The sequence below is a fragment of the Massilia sp. UMI-21 genome (assembly GCA_015277795.1).
Lineage (GTDB): Bacteria > Pseudomonadota > Gammaproteobacteria > Burkholderiales > Burkholderiaceae_D > Telluria.
The window spans coordinates 4,292,113-4,311,109 of the sequence record CP063848.1; the positions used below are offsets into that span (position 1 = coordinate 4,292,113).

Annotated in this window: 15 protein-coding genes; 2 read left to right on the forward strand and 13 right to left on the reverse strand. The window is 62.3% G+C overall.

Annotated elements, in window-relative coordinates; translation table 11 throughout:
* Nucleotides 1-10: 10 nt before the first annotated feature.
* From IM543_18945 to flhF, 6 genes are all read right to left on the reverse strand, one after another.
* Complete coding sequence (locus IM543_18945) at nt 11-478, reverse strand: hypothetical protein (GenBank protein ID QOY96760.1); 468 nt, start codon at nt 476-478, stop codon at nt 11-13.
* Nucleotides 479-566: 88 nt separating this feature from the next.
* A complete protein-coding gene (motD, locus tag IM543_18950) occupies nt 567-1,316 on the reverse strand; it encodes a flagellar motor protein MotD (GenBank protein ID QOY93604.1) in 750 nt (249 codons plus the stop codon).
* Nucleotides 1,317-1,329: 13 nt separating this feature from the next.
* A complete protein-coding gene (locus tag IM543_18955; protein QOY93605.1) occupies nt 1,330-2,073 on the reverse strand; it encodes a flagellar motor protein in 744 nt (247 codons plus the stop codon).
* Entirely contained in the window at nt 2,055-2,786 is a 732-nt protein-coding gene (locus IM543_18960; GenBank protein ID QOY93606.1) for an RNA polymerase sigma factor FliA, read from the reverse strand. Before IM543_18960 ends, IM543_18955 begins: the two co-directional genes overlap by 19 nt.
* A gap of 157 nt (nt 2,787-2,943) precedes the next feature.
* The gene (locus tag IM543_18965; GenBank protein QOY93607.1) at nt 2,944-3,741 is read right to left on the reverse strand and encodes an antiactivator of flagellar biosynthesis FleN protein; all 798 of its coding nucleotides are present in this window, start codon (nt 3,739-3,741) and stop codon (nt 2,944-2,946) included.
* Nucleotides 3,734-5,182 carry a flagellar biosynthesis protein FlhF gene (gene flhF, locus IM543_18970; GenBank protein ID QOY93608.1) on the reverse strand — a complete coding sequence of 483 codons (1,449 nt, stop codon included), beginning with the start codon at nt 5,180-5,182 and terminating at the stop codon, nt 3,734-3,736. Before flhF ends, IM543_18965 begins: the two co-directional genes overlap by 8 nt.
* Before the next feature lie 458 nt (nt 5,183-5,640).
* Between flhF and IM543_18975 the strand changes: the two genes are divergently transcribed.
* Nucleotides 5,641-5,793, forward strand: coding sequence for a hypothetical protein (locus tag IM543_18975; protein ID QOY93609.1), 153 nt, complete (start codon nt 5,641-5,643; stop codon nt 5,791-5,793).
* Between the two features lie 132 nt (nt 5,794-5,925).
* Here the strand turns inward: IM543_18975 and IM543_18980 are convergent, their stop codons facing one another.
* The 3 genes from IM543_18980 to flhB all read right to left on the reverse strand — a co-directional run bounded on the left by IM543_18980 (nt 5,926) and on the right by flhB (nt 10,810).
* Complete coding sequence (locus tag IM543_18980) at nt 5,926-7,008, reverse strand: glycosyltransferase family 4 protein (GenBank protein ID QOY93610.1); 1,083 nt, start codon at nt 7,006-7,008, stop codon at nt 5,926-5,928.
* A 315-nt stretch (nt 7,009-7,323) separates the two neighbouring features.
* The gene (flhA, locus tag IM543_18985) at nt 7,324-9,444 is read right to left on the reverse strand and encodes a flagellar biosynthesis protein FlhA (protein ID QOY93611.1); all 2,121 of its coding nucleotides are present in this window, start codon (nt 9,442-9,444) and stop codon (nt 7,324-7,326) included.
* Between the two features lie 187 nt (nt 9,445-9,631).
* Nucleotides 9,632-10,810, reverse strand: a complete 1,179-nt coding sequence (flhB, locus tag IM543_18990) for a flagellar type III secretion system protein FlhB (protein ID QOY93612.1) — start codon at nt 10,808-10,810, stop codon at nt 9,632-9,634.
* Nucleotides 10,811-11,250: 440 nt separating this feature from the next.
* On the opposite strand from flhB, the gene IM543_18995 reads away from it, so the two are divergent.
* Nucleotides 11,251-11,394, forward strand: a complete 144-nt coding sequence (locus IM543_18995) for a hypothetical protein (protein ID QOY93613.1) — start codon at nt 11,251-11,253, stop codon at nt 11,392-11,394.
* Nucleotides 11,395-11,594: 200 nt separating this feature from the next.
* Here the strand turns inward: IM543_18995 and IM543_19000 are convergent, their stop codons facing one another.
* The 4 genes from IM543_19000 to IM543_19015 all read right to left on the reverse strand — a co-directional run bounded on the left by IM543_19000 (nt 11,595) and on the right by IM543_19015 (nt 18,985).
* Nucleotides 11,595-14,390, reverse strand: a complete 2,796-nt coding sequence (locus IM543_19000; protein ID QOY96761.1) for a YjbH domain-containing protein — start codon at nt 14,388-14,390, stop codon at nt 11,595-11,597.
* A gap of 154 nt (nt 14,391-14,544) precedes the next feature.
* Nucleotides 14,545-15,717, reverse strand: coding sequence for a glycosyltransferase family 4 protein (locus IM543_19005; GenBank protein QOY93614.1), 1,173 nt, complete (start codon nt 15,715-15,717; stop codon nt 14,545-14,547).
* Nucleotides 15,718-15,871: 154 nt separating this feature from the next.
* Entirely contained in the window at nt 15,872-17,839 is a 1,968-nt protein-coding gene (gene asnB / locus IM543_19010) for an asparagine synthase (glutamine-hydrolyzing) (protein QOY93615.1), read from the reverse strand.
* Nucleotides 17,840-17,851: 12 nt separating this feature from the next.
* Complete coding sequence (locus IM543_19015; protein ID QOY93616.1) at nt 17,852-18,985, reverse strand: glycosyltransferase; 1,134 nt, start codon at nt 18,983-18,985, stop codon at nt 17,852-17,854.
* Between the last annotated feature and the right edge of the window lie 12 nt (nt 18,986-18,997).

Consider the following 18,997-nt stretch of genomic DNA (forward strand, 5'->3'; position numbering starts at 1 on the left):
CGGCCCGTTTTTATTTGGTGAAGCTGAACTCGACCGGTGCGGCCGGGCTGTAGCGGACCGCGTCCAGCCGCCGGGCGTCGGGCAGCCACGGGCCGTCGTAGGCGACCGTGTAGGCGTGCCTGCCCTTCCTGAACGCGTAGGATGCGGTGATGTCGATGGTGTTCATGTGCACCGTGTGCGGCGCCACCGCCTGGTAGTCGCTCGCCGTGAGCGCGCCGCGCTTGACCATCATGCCGGTGTAGTCGATCGGCGTGCCCCGGGCGCCGCGCAGGTCGAAGCGCCTGCCGGTGATCTCGTTGCCCGCCGCGACTTCGCGCGGCACGTAGATCGTGGTGTCGCCACGGTTCTCGACCATCAGGCGCACCCTCACCTTGCCTTTGGTGGTCTCGACTTCCAGCTCGTGGCGCACCCCGTCGTCCTTCTCGACGGCGCCGGCCGCGGTCACAACGCCTCCGAGAGCAAGCAAGAGCAGCGGCAAGGCGCGCCGAAAAGCGCGTGGCAAAACGCGTGGGACATGCATGAACGCTCCTGAAATATTATTTCAATAGGATCGCAAAAATGACATTTTATTGCAAGCCGGGCGGCAAGGGTTCGGGGGTGGAGGCCAGGATCATGACGGCGACGCGCCGGTTGCGGGCCTGGCCGTCCGGCGTGTCGTTCGGCGCCACCGGGCGGGTGGCGCCATGGCCGATGGCCGACAGGCGCGCATCCGCCACCCCGTTCTCGATGAACAAACGCACCACGCTCGCCGCGCGCACCGCCGACAGTTCCCAGTTCGATGCGAAGCGCTCGTTCGTGATCGGCAGCGTATCGGTATGGCCTTCGACCTCGATCCGGTACTCGTCGCTCTTGAGCAGCCCGGCCACCGCGCCCAGCACCTCGCGCGCCTCGCGCTCCAGCACCGCCTCGCCCTGCGCGAACAGCACGCTGGCATTGAGCTCGATGCCGATGCCGCGCGCGTTCTGGGTCACCCGCACCTGGCCCGACTTCACCAGCGGCATCAGGGTGGCGCTCAGGTCCCTGGCCAGCACTTCCATGCGCTCGCGTTCGCGCCGCACCGCTTCCAGGCGCCTGCGGTTGACGATGTGCGACAGCGGCAGCACCGGTTCGACGTTGGTGTTGACCTGCAGCGCCGCGCCGCGTCCGCCGAAGGCGTCGCCCAGCGCGTCGGACAGCACCGCATATTTTCCTTCGTTGACGATCGAGATCGCGTACATCACCACGAAGAAGGCGAACAGCAGCGTGATGAAATCGGCGTAGGAGATCAGCCAGCGCTCGTGGTGCTCCTGCGATTCGTCGTAGCGTTTGCGCGCCATGGGCCGGGCCGCCTCAGTGCCGCGCGAGCAGGCTCGCCACCCGTTCGTCGACCACCCGGGTGTGGTCGCCCGAGGCGAGGTCGTGGAAGACTTCGGCGAGGATCTCGTACTGGGTCACCTTGTCGCTGACGATGGCCTTGAGCTTGATCCCGACCGGATAGAAGAACAGGTTGGCCAGTCCCACGCCGTACACGGTGGAGACGAAGGCCACCGCGATGCCGGAACCCAGGCGCGACGGATCGGACAGGTTTTCCATCACATGGATCAGGCCCAGCACGGCGCCCAGGATGCCGATGGTCGGCGCGTAGCCGGCGGCCGACTCCCAGATGCGCGCGGCCTGGCGCTGCGAGAATTCGTAGGCCGTGATCTCGCTTTCGAGCAGGTTGCGGATCTTCTCGGGCGGAATGCCGTCGACCACCAGGCGCAGGCCCTTCTGGACGAACTTGTCTTTCGTGCCCATGTACTGCTCGAGCGAGAGCAGGCCGTCGCGCCGCGCCGACAGGCTCCACAGCGCGATCTCGCGCGAGAGCTTGTCGCGGCCCGACTTGGGCGGAAAGAACACCCAGCGCAACATGCGCAGCCCCAGCATGAAGCTGCGCCGTTCGCTCTGCAGCAGGGTGGCGCCGGCGGTGCCGACCACCACGATGGCAAAGGCGGCCGGCTGGATCAGCGAGGCGAACCTGCCGCCGTCCAGGGTATGGCCGACCAGCACGCCCGCGATCGCGAGCACCAGGCCGGCTACGCTTGCCCAGTCCACAGCTGCTCCTTGAGGCTGGCGCGCAGGCGCGACACCGCCTGGGTGTGCAGTTGCGACACCCGCGATTCGCTCACGCCCATGACGGCGCCGATTTCCTTCAGATTGAGTTCTTCTTCGTAGTAGAGGCCCATCAGCATCTTCTCGCGCGGCGGCAGATTGTCGATGGCGTCGATGACGGCCTGGCGGAAGCCCGTGTCGAGCAGGCTGCGCAGCGGATCGCTGTCGTCCACCGCATAGCGGTCGAGGAAGCCGTCGCTGCCGCCCTCCTCGTCATGGAAATCCTCGTAGTAGAGCAGCTGGTGGCCGCCGCCGTCACCCAGCATGTCCTGGTAGTCGGCGAGCGACATCTTGAGCGACTTGGCGATTTCGGACTCGCTGGCCGGACGGCCCAGGCGCTGCTGCAGCGCCTCCATCGCGGCTTCGACCTTGCGCATGTTCTGGCGCGTGCTGCGCGGCATCCAGTCGCTGTTGCGCAGCTCGTCGAGCATGGCGCCGCGGATGCGCAGCACCGCGTAGGTCTCGAACTGCGCGCCGTGGTTGTCCTCGTAGCGGTTGATCGCGTCGAGCAGGCCGATCATGCCGGCCTGGACCAGGTCATCGACTTCCACCGAAGGCGGCAGCTTGGCCTTCATGTGGTGGGCAAGACGCTTCACCAACGGCATGTGCTCCGTCAGCAAATGGTTCTTGTCCGTTTTCCCTTTGACCGTGTACATGCGTTTTGCTTTTCTCTTCCGCTATTTCTGTTCTTTGTAGATTCCGCACTTCCGGTAGGGTGGCCGGCTTCGCCGGCCGCGCGTCCAGCCAGTGTCAGCGATGTGGTAACGCGTCTTTCAGTTGAACGCGCGGTCGGCAGAGCCGACCACCCTACGATTACCCCCTGCCCAGGCCCGACATCGCGTGCAGCGCGAACTGGCCGGCCAGGCGGCGGAAGGCCACCGAGGCGCCCGCCAGCGGGAAGGCATCGACCACCGCACGGCCCAGGCGCGCGGCCCGGTGCAGGTATTCGTCGGCCGGCACCGAACCCATCGAGCTGAGGCTGACCGCCAGGTAGCGTGTTGCCACAGCAGACATATTATCGTATACAAGCCGGGCCTCGGCCTCGGTCGCGCCGGTGACCAGGATGCCGAAGGGACGCCGGCCCAGCTGCTGGGCCAGGCGCTTGATCAGCGCATAGGCATTGGTGATCGAGGCGGCGGAGGTAGACACCTGCACCACGATCTCGGAACTGGCCATCAAGGGAAGCGGAAACTCGCCGTCCGGGCCCAGTTCGCCGTCGACCATCACGATGCCGGCCTGCTTGACCAGCACGTCGAAGGTCTTGGCCAGGCGGCGCGCGTCGGTACTGTCGTGCGGGCAGCCCAGGCTGGCCACCGAGAAGCCCTGCGGCACCCCGTGCAGCACCTGGTTCAGGCCGCACTCCTGGCGCGCCACGTTGGTCAGCGCGGCGGCGCGGCTCAGGCCGAGGCGGCGCGCCACGCCGTAGTCGCGCTGGCAGGCGTCGACGATCAGGACCTCGTTGCCCAGCTGGGCCAGCGAGGCGCCCAGGTTGACCAGCATGGCGCCCTTGTCGTCTTCAGGGGTGGCGGACAGAAAAGTGACGATGCGCGGGCGCGGGCCCTGCAGCATCCGGCGCAGGCCTTCGGCCTGGTCGAAATCGAAACTAGCCAAGCTGCACCTCGCACAGGCCGCGCTCGTTTGCGTAACCCTTGGCGGCGGCTGCCATCATCAGCGGCAGGTCGGCGTCGCCGAACTGGGCGCCGGCATTGCGGTTGTTGCGGAAGGCGCGGTCCACCAGCATGGCGCGGTCGGCCAGGTGCAGGTCTTCCGGCACGCGCTGGCCGTTCGAGATGTAGTGCAGGTTCAGCTTCTGGCGGATGACGACGTCGAGCACGTTGCCGATCGAGGCGGCCTCGTCGAGCTTGGTCATGATGCAGCCGGCCAGGCCAGAGCCCTGGTAGGCGCGCACCACTTCGTTCAGGGTCTCGTTGGTGGCGGTCGCGTTCAGGCACAGCAGGCGTTTCACGTCCGCGCCGGCGCCGGCCAGCATGGCCACCTGCTCGGTCACCATCTGGTCGCGCTGCGACATGCCGATGGTGTCGATCAGCACGGTGTGCTTGTTCTTGAGCTCTTTCAGGGCGATGCGCAGGTCGGCCTCGTCCTTCACCGAGTGCACCATCACGCCCAGGATCTTGCCGTAGATGCGCAGCTGCTCGTGGCCGCCGATACGATAGGCGTCGGTGGTGATCAGGGCCAGCTTGTCCGGGCCGTGGCGCATCACGCAGCGCGCGGCCAGCTTGGCGGTGGTGGTGGTCTTGCCGACGCCGGTCGGGCCGACCAGGGCGAACACGCCGCCGCGGTTCAAGAGATCGTCTTCGTTGGCGATGGTGGTGAGGTTACGGGCCAGCACGGTCTTGATCCAGCGCAGGGCTTCGCCGGCATCCTTGGTTGCCGGCATCTTGTCGATCAGGTAGCGCGCCAGCGTGGCCGAGAAGCCGGCAGCGAGCATCTCGCGCAGCACGGCGGCCTTCTGCGGCTCGCGCTGGGCGGTGGCGTTCCAGGACAGTTCGGCCAGCTGGGTTTCCATCAGGCCGCGCATGGCGCGGATCTCGTTCATCATGCCGCTCATCTCGTGCGCGGCCGATTCCTTGGCCTGGGCGATGGCGGCGCTCATCATCTGGGTCATGGCGGCCATGTCGATCGCCGGTTCTTGCGCCGGGGCGCGGCGGTTGACGTAGGTCGGCGGGATGTCGGCGTCGACGGCCGGCGCGGCGCGGCGCTCGACATAGGCCTGGCCGGCGAAGGGGTCGAGCTGCGGCGCGGCGGCGCGTGGCGCCGGCTGACGCGGCGCAGCTTCGCGCTCGGCGACCGGGGCACGGGCGAAGACCGGTTCCGGGTCGAAATCGTTGTCGAAAGCCCGGAAGCCCGGCGCCTGCGGCTCTTCGATGCCGGGCGCGGCCAGCGCGGCGACGTCGTCGTTGTCCAGCGCCAGGATCTCGACCACGCCGTCGACCGGGCGGTTGGAAAGGATGACCGCGTCCGGGCCGAGCGCCTCGCGCACCTTCCGCAAGGCGTCACGGGAAGTAGCCGCTGTAAATTTCTTGACGTTCATCGTTTCTCTCCGCACTTCAAAGGCTGTTCTTTGTCTGCTGCGGGCGCAATTGCCCGTCCATAGCCAACATTATTGGCGATGCCATCAGGAAACGATTGGAAGAACAGAGCGAGGAAACCTGCCTAATTCGGCCGCGGCAGGGCCGGAGCGCGGGATGCAGCAGAGCGCCGGGGACGCGCGACGCACTGCTGAGATTTATGCAACAATCATTTACAGTTGATTAATATCAATGTAGATTGTTTCTACACTGCAATTATAACGAGGCGTGATGTTGTATATAAACATCGCAAAATCTCTCTAATTGTAACGGAACAAGTTTTAGTTCATACTTTGAAATTGAACAAGACTTTCTGACAAATAACAGAGGCTCGCGCATGAAGCTAAGACTACCAAAACGTCAGGCTGGGACTTCTGCAGAGGCGTTGCTGGTGCACTGCTGCAAAGCACTCGATGGCAGCATGCCGTTTCTCAGAACCGCTTTCCTCATCGCCGGCGTGCTCGCTGCGGGCCTGCGACTTGGCCGTACGGCGGACTTCCTGTTCGTGACCGGCCTGGTGCTGCAGTTGTCGATCTGGTTCGAAAGCTGGTGGCTGAAGCGCCGGCACAACTGAGACACAATTGAGACACAACTGAGGCACAGCTGCCGGGCAGGACGCAGGCGACCGAGACAAAACAAAAGCGCCGGGCGGCTACCTCTTGCAGGTAGCGCACACCGGCGCTTCGCATTTTCCTGATCAGTTAACTTATGCGTTGGTCGAGACGACCTCGGTATTGTCGGCACGGCGGGCGGCAATCCAGCGTCCCCTTACCAGGCGGCCATACACCACGACATACAGCACCACCTGCGACAACACGATTGCCAGGCTGACCGGCGCCGATGCCCCGATCAGCACGGTGACGGCCACGCACAGCGCCACCGCCGGCGCAATAAAGCACACCACACCCGCATTACGGTTCCACGGACGATTGAGGTCACGGCGAACATGCTTGAACACCAGTCGGCGGTAGACCAGGGTGTGCAGGTGCAGCGCATCCGGTTGGCCCGGGCTCACATTCTGGATGACGCGGCGGCGATAAATACTGAACAGCACTTCGATGACCGGATAGCCGCAGATCGCCAGCACCTGCCACGCATTCACGGCCGGATTGCGCACCAGCAGCAGGACCGCCATCTCCGATACCAGGAAGCCCATGAAGTAGGCGCCGCCGTCGCCCAGGAACAGCTTGCCGAACGGGTAGTTAAACGCCAGGAAGCCCAGGGCCGCGCCGACGGTCAGCGCGCCCAGCGCCACGACCAGTCCGTCGCCATTTTGCATTGCCACTGCCGCCAGGCCGCTGGCCATGATGACGATGGTGCTGCCCGACAAACCATTGAAACCATCGATGATATTGATGGCATTCGAACCGCCCGACACGACCACGGCGGTGACGACGATGGCAAACGGGGCGAACGCGAGCAGCGTATCCACACCCCAGAGATCGAGTTCGGTCACCGTCGCGCCGAGCACGGCGCTGGCAATCACCGCACTCAAGGCGGTTGCGGTCAGGCGCACCCGTACCGACACGCGCTTGGTGAAATCTTCGATCAGGCCTGCCAGGAAAGCCGGCAGGCTCGCAACCAGCAACAGGCGGACATCGGCCGAATGCATGGGGTCGAGTCCGACCGGCGCCAGCATCTGGAACAGCGCCAGGCCGAGCAGCACGCCTGCGATGACGCCGATTCCGCCAATGCGCGGCACAGCGGTCGTATGCACTTTTTGCACGCCGCTCAGGTCGTGGTCGTGCGAAAGCTTGCCGTGCCACTTCTGCGAGAGGACGATCAACAAACAAATCGTGAAACTGACCGCCAGGGCGGTCAATCCGAGCCCAACTTGATGATATTCCAACATTATTTAATCGCAAAAACACCGAACGCGTTCGATCCAGCTGAACATCGTTGGCTGATCGGGAGGTGGTTAGAGGCTGAGATGAAGTCAGCGCCTGGGAAACTTCGTCAACTACTTTTGTAACAATGCAATGTTATCACGGATCAACTATTGAAGTTGACTATTGGCACCAATTGCAGCCCCCATGCAGGGGGGAATGAGTCCAAAAAGAGACAGACTGCGCCTGCCAGGCTTGGGCTGGCAGCGCGGCAGTATTTACATCGGCACGCCCACCAGACTGGTGACCCGTATCGTCTTGGTCTCCGGGATCTCGTTGTGCGACAACACCTTCAATTGTGGCACCGCGCGGCGCAGGAAGCGCGCGAGCAGCACGCGCAGCGGCGCCGGCACCAGCAACACCGGGCTCAGGCCCATCTGCTCCTGCTGCTGGGCCGCGTTGGCGGCCTGCTGGGCAATCGTGTCGGCCAGGCCCGGCTCGATGCCGGTGCCGTCGCCGCCCGCCCCCATCGCCTGCATCAGGAGGCGCTCGAGGCGATTGTCGAGCGTCATCACCGACAGCTCGTTGGTACCCGGGAACAGCTGCTGGACGATTGCCCGGCCCAGCGCCACCCGCACCATGGCGGTCAGCTCGCCCGGGTCCTGGGTCTGGCCGGCGTGCTCGGACAGCGACTCGATGATGGTGCGCATGTCGCGGATGTGCACGCCTTCCTGCAACAGGTTCTGCAGCACTTTCTGCAGGGTCGACAGCGACACCACCTTCGGCACCAGGTCTTCGACCAGTTTCGGCGCCGCCTTGGCCAGGTGATCGAGCAGGTCCTGCACTTCCATGCGGCCCAGCAGTTCGGACGCGTGGGTCGTGATCAGGTGGTTCAGGTGGGTGGCGACGACGGTGCCGGCGTCGACCACGGTGTAGCCCAGGCTCTGCGCCTCGTCGCGCAGGCTGGCGTCGATCCAGACGGCCGGCAGGCCGAAGGCCGGGTCGGTGGTCACCAGGCCCGGCAGCGTGCCGCTGGCCATGCCCGGATTGATCGCCAGGAACTGGCCGTTGATCGCTTCGCCGGCGCCCACCTCCACGCCCTTCAAGGTGATGCGATAGGCAGAGGGTTTGAGTTCCAGGTTGTCGCGGATGTGGACCGGCGGCGCCAGGAAACCGACTTCCTGGGCGAACTTCTTGCGGATGCCCTTGATGCGCTTGAGCAGCTCGCCGCCCTGGGTCTTGTCCACCAGTGGAATCAGGCGGTAGCCCACTTCCAGGCCGAGGGTGTCGACCGCCATCACGTCCTGCCAGGTGGCCTCTTCCGATTCGCTTGGCGTCGTCGCGCCGGCGGCAGCGGCGCTCGCCGCGGCTTCCGCCGCCGCAGCCGCTTCCTTGGCCGGGCCCTCCTTCTTGCGCTTGGCAATCAGGTAGCCGCCGCCGCACAGGGCGCTGCCCAGCAGCAGGAACACCAGGTTCGGCATGCCCGGGATCAGGCCCAGCGCGAAGATGATGCCGCCGGTGATATACAGGGCTTCCGGACGGGCGAACAGCTGGCTGGTGACCTGGCTGCTGATGTCGTCCTCGTTGGCCACGCGCGAGACCACCATACCGGCCGCGATCGAGATGATCAAGGAAGGAATCTGCGCCACCAGGCCGTCACCGATGGCCAGCAGGGTGTAGGTTTCGGCGGCCTGGCCGGCGGCCAGGTCGTGCTGCACCATGCCGACGATGAGGCCGCCGATGACATTGATCAGGGTGATCATGATGCCGGCGACCGCGTCGCCCTTCACATACTTGGACGCACCGTCCATGGCGCCGTAGAACTCGGCTTCCTGCGCCACTTCGCTGCGGCGCTTGCGGGCGTCGGCTTCGCCGATCAGGCCGGCGTTCAGGTCGGCGTCGATCGCCATCTGCTTGCCCGGCATCGCGTCCAGGGCGAAGCGAGCGCCGACTTCGGCGATACGGCCCGCGCCCTTGGTCACCACCGAGAAGTTGATGATGGTAAGGATGATGAACACGACGATACCGACCGTGTAATTGCCGCCGATGAGGAAGTGGCCGAAGGCTTCGACCACTTTACCGGCAGCCGCGCCGCCGGTGTGGCCTTCGGTGAGCACGATGCGGGTGGAAGCGACGTTGAGCGCCAGGCGCAGCATGGTCGAGATGAGCAGGATGGCCGGGAAGGCCATGAAGTCGAGCGGCTTGACCGTGTACAGGGCGGTCAGCAGCACGATGACCGACAGCGCGATGTTAAAGCTGAAGAACACGTCCAGCACGAAGGCCGGTAGCGGCAGGATCATCATCGCCAGCAGGACGATGATGAAGATCGGTGCGGCCAGCGCGCTGGCGCCGCGCGCTCCGATGCCGTTCATCCAGGCCGGCAGTTTGATGCTGTTCATGCGTGCAGTGCTCCGTTATTCGTATTAGTGCTGTGGTGCGTGCTGTAGTGCTGGTTCATGGCCGTATTCTCGTAGGGTGGGCGGGTCCTCCCGCCCACGCGGTCAACTCACCGTGCCGCAGCCCGCGCAGCTATTCAGATCGACACCATCACCGCGTGGGCAAGAAACTTGCCCACGCTACGGTTCTTCATTCTTGCGCCTTTGCGCTGCTTGCTCCCGGCCCTTTATAAGCCGGATCGTTCGGGTCCATCTCCGCCGGCACCGCCAGCCTGGTCGGGCGATCCGGGTACTGGCCCTCGCCCTTCTTGAAGGAACGCAGCTGGTAGACGTAGGCCAGCACTTCCGCCACGGCCGAGAACAGCTTTTCCGGGATCTCTTCGTCGATGTCGGTGTGCTTGTAGAGCGCACGGGCCAGGGCCGGGGCTTCCAGCAGGGTCACCTTGTGTTCAAGGCCCAGTTCGCGGATCTTGGCCGCGACCTCGTCCACGCCCTTGGCCACCACCCGCGGCGCGCCCTTCTGGCCGTCGGTGTATTTCAGCGCCACCGCATAGTGGGTCGGGTTGGTCACGATCACATCGGCAGTGGGCACATTCTGCATCATCCGGCCGCGCGCCATTTCGCGCTGCATCTGGCGAATCTTGCCCTTAATCTGAGGATTGCCGTCCGACTCCTTCGACTCCTGGATGACTTCCTGGCGCGTCATCTTCATCTTGTCGTGGTAGTGGTACAGCTGCCAGGGGCCGTCGATGGCCGCGATCACGCCCAGGGCGCCGGTAATGAACAGGAAGGCCTTGGCCACCATCTCGCCGACGTGGGCGCTGCCCGCGTTCAGCGGCTCGACCGCCAGGCCCAGCACCGCATCCTTCTGGCCCATGATGACCACCCAGGCCACGGCGCCCACCACCAGGGTCTTGGCGATGGCCTTCAGCAGTTCGATCAGGGCATTGGTGGAAAACATGTTGCCGATGCCTTTCATCGGGTTCAGCTTCATGAAGTTCGGCATGAACGCCTTGGAAGACACGTTCCAGCCGCCGATCAGGAGCGGCGAGGCCAGCGCGACCAGCATGATCAGGCCCGCCAGCGGCAGGCAGGCGAGCAAGACCGACACCAGGTCGGTGGTGATGCGTTCGATCAGGATGTTGGGATTGTAGACCTGGTCGCGGCTCAGCGACAGGCCGGACTGCAGCGCCCCCTCCAGCTTGCCGACCAGCGAACCGCCCGTCATCCACAAGCCGGCGCCGGCGGTCATCAGGACGGTGAAGGTGGCGATTTCGCGCGAACGGGGAACGTCGCCGTCCTCCCGGGCTTTCTCGAGCCTTCTGGGTGACGCTGGTTCTGTCCGTTCTGCGTCGCTGTCGTCCGCCATCTGCTTTCCTGTCGTGTCGTTCTTGACTAGTCCAAGTCAGCATTATCGGCGATATTGCCCTACGGCCATACTTTGAATAAGGGGCGTAAAGCACCCTGTATTCACGGGCATGGCTACTGCCGGAAGAACCCAAGGTGCACCCTGGCAGGACATGCGCTGCGCATGAACTGTGGGCGGCATCCCCGTCGACTGTGGCAATGCTGTGCCAGAATGTAACGATCAGTTCCTTTTTTTGATACAGGGAAATATTTTGGTAATATAATGTGCTTGCAAATCTTGCACTGTGCACTTCTGTATTTTGAACAATCAAGGACCCATTATGAAAAAGCTTATCGCCGCTGGCGCGATCCTGAGCCTGCTGTCGACCCAAGTGCTGGCCCAGACCACCGCGCCTGTCGCAGCAACCAACACCGCCGCAACCAGCACTGCTGGTAGCGCAGGTGCCACTGGTGCTGGTGCTGCTGGTGCTGGTGCTGGCGCTGCTGGTGCTGGCGTTGGTGCTGCTGGTGCTAGCGCTGCCGCTGCTGCTGGTGTCGGTGTTGCTGCTGGCTCCGCCGTGGCCGGCCTGTCGACCTCGGCCCTGATCGCCATCGGCGCTGCCGTCGCTGCAGCCGGCGTCGCAGCTTCGAACAACGATTCGAGCACCTCGCACTCGGCAACCACCCACCACTAATCGGGTGGACGCCAGTCGTCCAGTAGCAAAAAAAATGGCCGCTTCATCAGCGGCCATTTTTTTGCTCCCCATCGGCGAGGAAGCAGTGACGCCGGGACGGCGCCACTGCCATCAGTAGGTGCCGCTCCAGGTGACGGCGAGCTGTTTCGAACCTGGTACGACGGCGAAGCTCGACCTTGAATCGTCCCGTTGCGCCTGCCACAGCCAGCTGCCGATCGCGTAGCCCACCACCCCACCGGCAACCACGTCCGATACCCAGTGCTTCCGGTCCGCCACACGGCCCAGGGAGCCGATCGCGGCCACACCGTACAGCCACGGTGCATCGTATTCCTGCGCGAACGGCGTGACCGCGGCAAAGGCGACGGCTGCATGATTGGACGGGAACGACGCATCTGAGCGCTTGGCGCTGCGGCTGCTTGCGCCGAGCTCTTCTTCCGGGCGCGCGCGGCCGATCACCCGCTTGCTCACCATCGACACGCCGGCGGCGCCGGCAATCGACTGCAGCGAGATGATGCCCATGTTCTGCATGCGATTGTCACCGAAGGCGACAGCGGCGCCGGCCGCACCAGCCAGCACGACCGGCGTGGCCTTGCCAAGCTTGGCCCAGGCGTCGATCACACGATTGTCCTGACGGGGGCGAACCAAGCGGTCGACCGGCTTGTCGAGCGCGGCACCCGCCAGGATTGCGCCGCCGGCCAGCAAGGAACCCTGCGCCCACTGCGGCAGGGTCGGCGTGGTCGACACGGCCTGCTCCAGGCGCCAGCGGAAGGCCGGCCAGGCACTTGGCAAGGGACGCACTGGCCGGGTGATGACGTCCAGATGCTGCTCGTCCTTGCGCTCTGCAAAGTTACCGAGACCGTCATAGGCAGACAGGTCACGGCGCGGATTCTCGAAGATGTCGTACAGGTCGCCCGGGCTGCCGACCATCTGGCCGACGTCGCGGGTCCATGGGGACAGCGCGAAGCCAGCGACCGCCTGGCTGTCGGACGGCAGCATGATATTCAACGGAATGGACAGGAAGATGCCTTTGTCGTTGTAGGGGTCAGTCGGTGTACCTGGACTGGTAATGTCCTTGCCATTGGTTTTGGTGTACCAGGCGCCGACTTCGACGCCAGAGCGGAAGCGACGCTTGAATTCCAGGCGTACGCCTTCGTCCTTTGCAAGGAAGCGCCCTGCCCGGCCCGTGACCGTAATGTCGTAAGGCAGTTTGTAATGCAGCGCACCAAGGGCTGTCACCGTGCTGTAATCGCGTTTCCCCAGCCATCCCTTGAAGTCGCGTTGCTGGAGCGCGTCGACGGTCAAGTCGGCGGCCCAGCGTTTGTCTCGGGGCAGGTACAAAACCTGGCCGCCAGCGCCCCGGAACATCTCTTCATACAGCCCTGCCGAGGCGCGCGCGTACCAGTGCTCGTCCAGGGTCATGTACTTGTTGATCAGTGCCCGGTTCAGCTTGAAGCGGCTGCCACGCTTGTACTCGGCGATGTCGGTGCGAACGTGCGGCAAAACACTATTGGAGGGTTGCGTCACACCTGAAACGTTCTCCAGCAAGTTCAGTTTGAAAGCACTGTTGAAATACAGGCCGTCCCCCAATCGCTTGTCATAGTTGGCCGCCACCGACGTCTCGTAGCGCAACGCCCCGCTCGGGTCGTTGAAGAAGAACGACACTTTCGGCACGAGCTTGAAACGGTTGGCTTCCCGGTCTTCGGAACTGACCTGAACCATGTTGCCTTCATGTCCCACGCGCACACCGAGCGTCTCGCCCTCGTCGCGCATCGCGGTGAGCATCGCTCGCTGATCGTCACCAAGCTTGTCGCTGGGGTTGGAATAGCGAACCAGCACGGTTTGCAGGAAGGTCTCGCGATCGGTCAAGCCGGTCAGATAATCCGTCAGGCGCTGCAGATCGAAAAACTCGTAAGTCGCCAGCGGTTGTTCAAGCCTGGTGTACGTGATGTGAAGCGACTTGGTGCCGGTTGGCGCAAACGCCAGTGCCGTGCGGCTCGCGCGCCCGATTGCACGCCCGAGCTCGGAAATGCGATTATTGGTGAGTGTCAGGCGCAGCGTTGTGCCGTTCATCTCGACACGGACATGCTGGAAATTCTGCTTGACCAACGCCTGCACGAGTTTGGTACCGTGACTGGTGTCCTGCTGCCACTCTTCGATACTCACCCGGGCAGGCGCGGACTTCGGCTGGAAGTAGGCCGGCTCGTACAGCTTCGGGATGAACTCGCGCTCCGAGAACGGGAACGTGATGTAGGCGTTGGCACTGAAATGATCACGGTGCCGGGCAATTTGCGCGCCGAGCCAGCCCCAACGGTACTCTGCCGCAACGACAGGCCCTTTTTGCCGCTGCCCGGCGTCGGTGTCTGCCGCACGAAAATCCTTTCGATAGTCGTTGGCATCATATTCGGCAACGAGTGCCAGCCCAGGTACCGATAGTGGCGCCCAGCGAACACCTGCGAAGGCGCCCGATGGCCGCTTTCGGCCGAAGCCCAAACTGGCCTCGATGTTTCTTGCGGCACCAAAGGTCTTCGATGCCACCACATAGTGGCCGCGGAATAGCTCGGTGCCAAGCAGGTCGGTCGCGCCGACGGCAACGGCAGGCAGCCAAGTGGACTCCTTGACGAGCTGGAGCTTGGCATCGACGACCTTGTCCTTGTAGCGGCCGTACTCGCTGCCGTATTCACCTTCGTTACGGGTAAAACCAGGGATACCCGAAATCGCAACATATCGACCGGTGACTTGCAGAAACGGCAGGGGCGTCACCGTTGCCCACATACTGCCGTAAGGGCTATCGTAACCGTAGCCGAATGTAAAAGTCGAGTCAGCTTCGACTACAGCACTGGGCATGTTGACATACCCCGACTGGCCTTGCACAGTTGGGGTGGCAGCAGAAGCATTGGCGACAGTCAGCGCCAATATGCCGCAAAAGGACAACCTGATTGAGTGGCGGAATTCAACTAGCAATTAGAACGGCCCGGAATGTGAGTCGAAAGCAAAAGCCGGTGAGCGAGCCCACCGGCCTGGTGTGGTGTGACGTCTTCTGAAAACGGTTGCAGGAACACGCTCAGGAGTTCATCTGTTCGGGCACGTAATCTGCCAGGTCGGACTGCACCGGAAACGGCCTAGCGACAGCATTGAGTGCCTTCAGATACTTTTGAATGACAATCTGTTCATCGAATTTTTCTTCGACCATGCACCGTCCAGCTGCACCCATCGCCGCTCTTTCTTCTAGCGACAACGCAATCATTGCAAGCATCTTTTCTGCAAGCGCTGCTGGCGACTTCACCTCACACAGCATCCCTGTCAGCTTGTCTTCCACAGCGTCGCGGCAGCCTACTACATCGGTCGCAATAACCGGCCGGGCCATTGCTGCAGCCTCCAGCAGAGAGCGAGGAACGCCTTCACGATACGATGGCAACACGACACAATCGGATGCCGAAAGGTAAGGCCGGACATCATCGGTTTTACCGTGATAGATCACAATGCCTTCGGCCTCCCATGCCGCCATCGTGGCGGCGGGAACACCATTCGGATTGTTCCTGCCATCCGCACCTAGCAGGTGGAACTCAACAGCGGGATTCTGCCGGCGAACGAGACGCGCGGCTTCGGCAAACTCCTCGATACCTTTGTCCTTCAACATCCGAGCCACAAGAAGGAACTTGAATGGACGTTGCGCCGATATGTCGATCGGCTCTGGCACGTACTGATCGAGGTTCAGTCCGGAACCTGGCAACAACCCAGTCGAAGCCTGTTGCACGAGACCGGATTCGGTAAATAAGGCCAGGTCGTCGGCGTTCTGGAAGAATACCTTGTGCGACCGCTTCAAAGCGGTTTTATACAACGTTCTCACAATCTTGGTGACGATGCTGTCACGAATGAAAGTCGCGCCAAGTCCAGCAATATTGTTGATGACCGGGATGCCCAAGGCATGCGCAGCGAGCGATCCATAAACGTTCGGCTTGACAGTATAACCAAGGAAGGCATGGGGACGCAGCGTGCGCAGCACAGAGTAGTACCTTGCGAGTAGCAACAGGTCACGCCCTGGATGGGTACCGTTGTTGTCCATCGGAAGATCAACTACCGTGCAACCGAGCTCTTCAAGCCGCTGCGAGTACTGGTCATGAGGTGCAAGCGCAATGACTTCATATCCCGCACTAATCAGCGCCTGGATGAGGCCAGCACGAAAATTGTAGATATTCCAGGCAGTGTTGATCGAGATGACAATCTTGCGCTTCATTTTTCTTACCGCTAGACGAGTTACAGCAGAGGTTGCTTGATGGGTACACACATAAAAATCCGCGCCATATGGGCGCGGATCGTTTTTCCTGCGGACAACAGGATAGCGCAACAGCGACTTCAACGCTAATACTTAGTCGGCAGACTGTTGCAAATCAACGGTTCTCTTCGTACCAGATTTGGAACATCAGTACGTTCCACAACTGATGCTCCCAGTTACGCTGGCCACTTACGTGCTCGGTCCATTTCTGGCGAATCTGCGCTGGATGGAAGAAACCCTCTTCGCGAAGACGCGTCTCGTCGAGCAAAGCCTCAGCCCAAGCGCGAAGCGGACCACGCAACCACGCTCCGATCGGAACGCCGAAGCCCATCTTTGGACGCTCGATCAGGTGCTTTGGAACATGGCGATACAAGACTTCCCGCAAGACCCATTTGCTCTTGCCGTCACGCAGCTTCAACGTTTGTGGCAGGCGCCAAGCGAATTCCACCACGCGGTGATCGAGGAAGGGCACCCGGGTTTCAAGTGACACGCCCATCGCGGCACGGTCCACCTTGCACAGGATGTCATCCGGAAGGTATGTGAGCATGTCCATTGCCATCATGCGCGGCACGCCCGACAGTGTCTTCATGGACGGCGGATTTCCATCCAACAGCGTCGGAAGCGCTTGCGCGCCGACTACCACAGAGCCGGGGTCGCGCCAGTGTGACACGAGGTTCAAATACAGCTCATCAATCGTCTTGCTGGAGAGGACGGCCGCCCCCTTGTGGATTTTATCGCCGAGATTGGCATAGCGCGGCGCACCGCCACTGATGCGCCGAACACTGCCAGCAAGCTTGTTCCAGGTGGCGGGCGACAGGGCCGTGAGTGAGCGCGCCGCTACCCTACGCAGAGGAACCGGTGCCGCAGCAATATTGCTCCACATATTCGCAGTCATCTGGTACCGGTTATAACCACAGAACAGCTCGTCGCCTGCATCGCCGGACAGCGAGACAGTCACGTTTTTCCGCGCCAGCTGGGACACCAGAAAAGTAGGGATTTGCGAAGAGTCGGCGAACGGCTCGTCGTACAGCTGCGGCAGGCGTGGAATGACCGCCATGGCCTGCTCGGCCGTCACATACAGCTCAGTGTGATCGGTGCCAAGATGAGCAGCCACGCTCTTGGCATGCTCCGCTTCATTGAACTCGTCTTCATGGAAGCCGATGGAAAACGTCTTGACCGGGCGTTCGGACTGGGCCTGCATCAAGGCGACCACAGTCGACGAATCGACACCGCCCGACAGGAAGGCGCCGAGCGGCACATCCGCCATCATTTGCTGCCCGATTGCGTCCTTGAGCAAAGCTTCAAGTGCGTCGACAGCCTGTTCGGGAGTCCCGGAAAATGGCTCACGCACGCCTGCCTCGGCTACCGCTGCAGCCGACCAGTAGGTCGACACCTTAGGGATAGGCTCGGAAAGCGAAACCGTCAGCAAGCTACCTGGCGAAAGTTTCGCGATACCCTCATAAATCGAGTAGGGAGCAGGAATATAGTTGTGCCGCAGCTGCAGCGCCAGCGCACCACGGTCGATCCGGTTCTCGAATGCAGGGTGGGCGCGTAAGGCCTTCAGTTCGGAGCCGAACAGGAAAGTTGCATTCCCGCCCTTTCCTTGCCAACCGTAATACAGAGGTTTTTCGCCAAGGCGGTCACGGCCCAGGACCAGAACGTTCTGCTCGCGATCCCATATGGCGAATGCGAACATGCCGATAGCGCGCTTGGCTGTCCCTTCGACGCCCCACGCATCGAATCCGGCCAGCAGGGTTTCGGTATCGGAGTGGCCGCGCCATGCAGGAGCCTTGCCGCTGCGCTGCAGTTCATCGCGAAGCAACATGTGGTTATAGATCTCGCCATTAAACGCCATTACATAGCGTCCCGATGCCGACGGCATTGGTTGGTGTCCGGCGGGAGAGAGGTCGACGATTGCCAGGCGTCGGTGGCCAAGGCCGATCTGCCGTTCAGGGTCGCTCCAGGAGCCGGCGTCGTCAGGCCCTCGTGTCACGATCGTGTCCGTCATGCGCTTGAGCATGACTTGATCGCCTACCGCCCCGCCATTGCCATTACCGCCAAAAAAACCTACAAATCCACACATGCGCTGTCCGCTCTATTGAATGTTTAAGACACGTTTATAAATTTCTTCAAACCGTTGCCGGGTACGGTCGATCGTGAACTCCGCTTCGACGCGGTCCTTCGCGCGCTGCCCCAGCGCAGTCCGGGCAACCGGCGAGAGCGCCAACACCTGCCCTAAGCCTTCTGCCAGCGCCGTTGCGTTCTCTTTTGGAACCACAACACCTTCCGCCCCCACCAACAGCGCGGCATCGCCAACATCCGTAACTACGCAAGGCAAGCCGACAGCCATCGCTTCACCCACCACGTTGGGAAACCCTTCAGTCCGCGAGGAAAGGCAAAACAGATCCATCGCCGAGAGGCAGGAGGGGATGTCCTTGCGTTCACCGAGCAAGACAAAGCGATCGGCGTACCCAGTCTGCGAGATCCAATCTTCTAATTCGGCGTTTGCCCTGTCGAGACCACGCCCAACCATTAAGAACCGGACGGCCGGATGACGTTCCGCAATTAAGCCTGCTGCACGTACAAAATTTTGTTGATCCTTCGCAGCATTGAAGCGGCCCACCGTCCCGATGACAGTGTCATCACAGTTGAATCCACATTCCGCGCGAAGCTGCAAGCGGAATGAAGCGCCACCCTGTAGACGCTCCACGTCAAAGCCGTTCGGCACCACGACCATCTTGGTAGCGTCGTAACCGGCTGCCGCATGTACCTCCCGCGAAGCGGCAGCTGCACACACGATCGCTTTTGGAATATGCCGTGAGAGCGTCGCACATAAACGCATGACGGCAACCGTACTGCGGTTGTTGCCAGCGGCCACATCCGTCGTACGGATACCCCAAATTACAGTGCGCTGCCCCGCAAGCCGGGCTGCCAGTCCGCCCAGCAGATCTGCGTGGTACATCCAGGTCTGCACGATATCGGCTTTCAAACGACGCAACAGGAAGACTAAACTCCACATAACCCGTGGCAGGCCTAGGGGGGAACGCAAGCCTAGCGTATGGACTTCAATTCCGCGCGCTATCAATTGTTCCCCAATTGGCCCCAAGTTCGTAAGCGACACCACTACGTGACGGTAATTTAAGCTCCCTTCGTGCGCCCGCAAAAGCCGCTGGAGCATTAGCTCAGCACCGCCGATCTGAAGGCCAATAATCAAGTGCATAATCCGCACGTGCCTGACTCT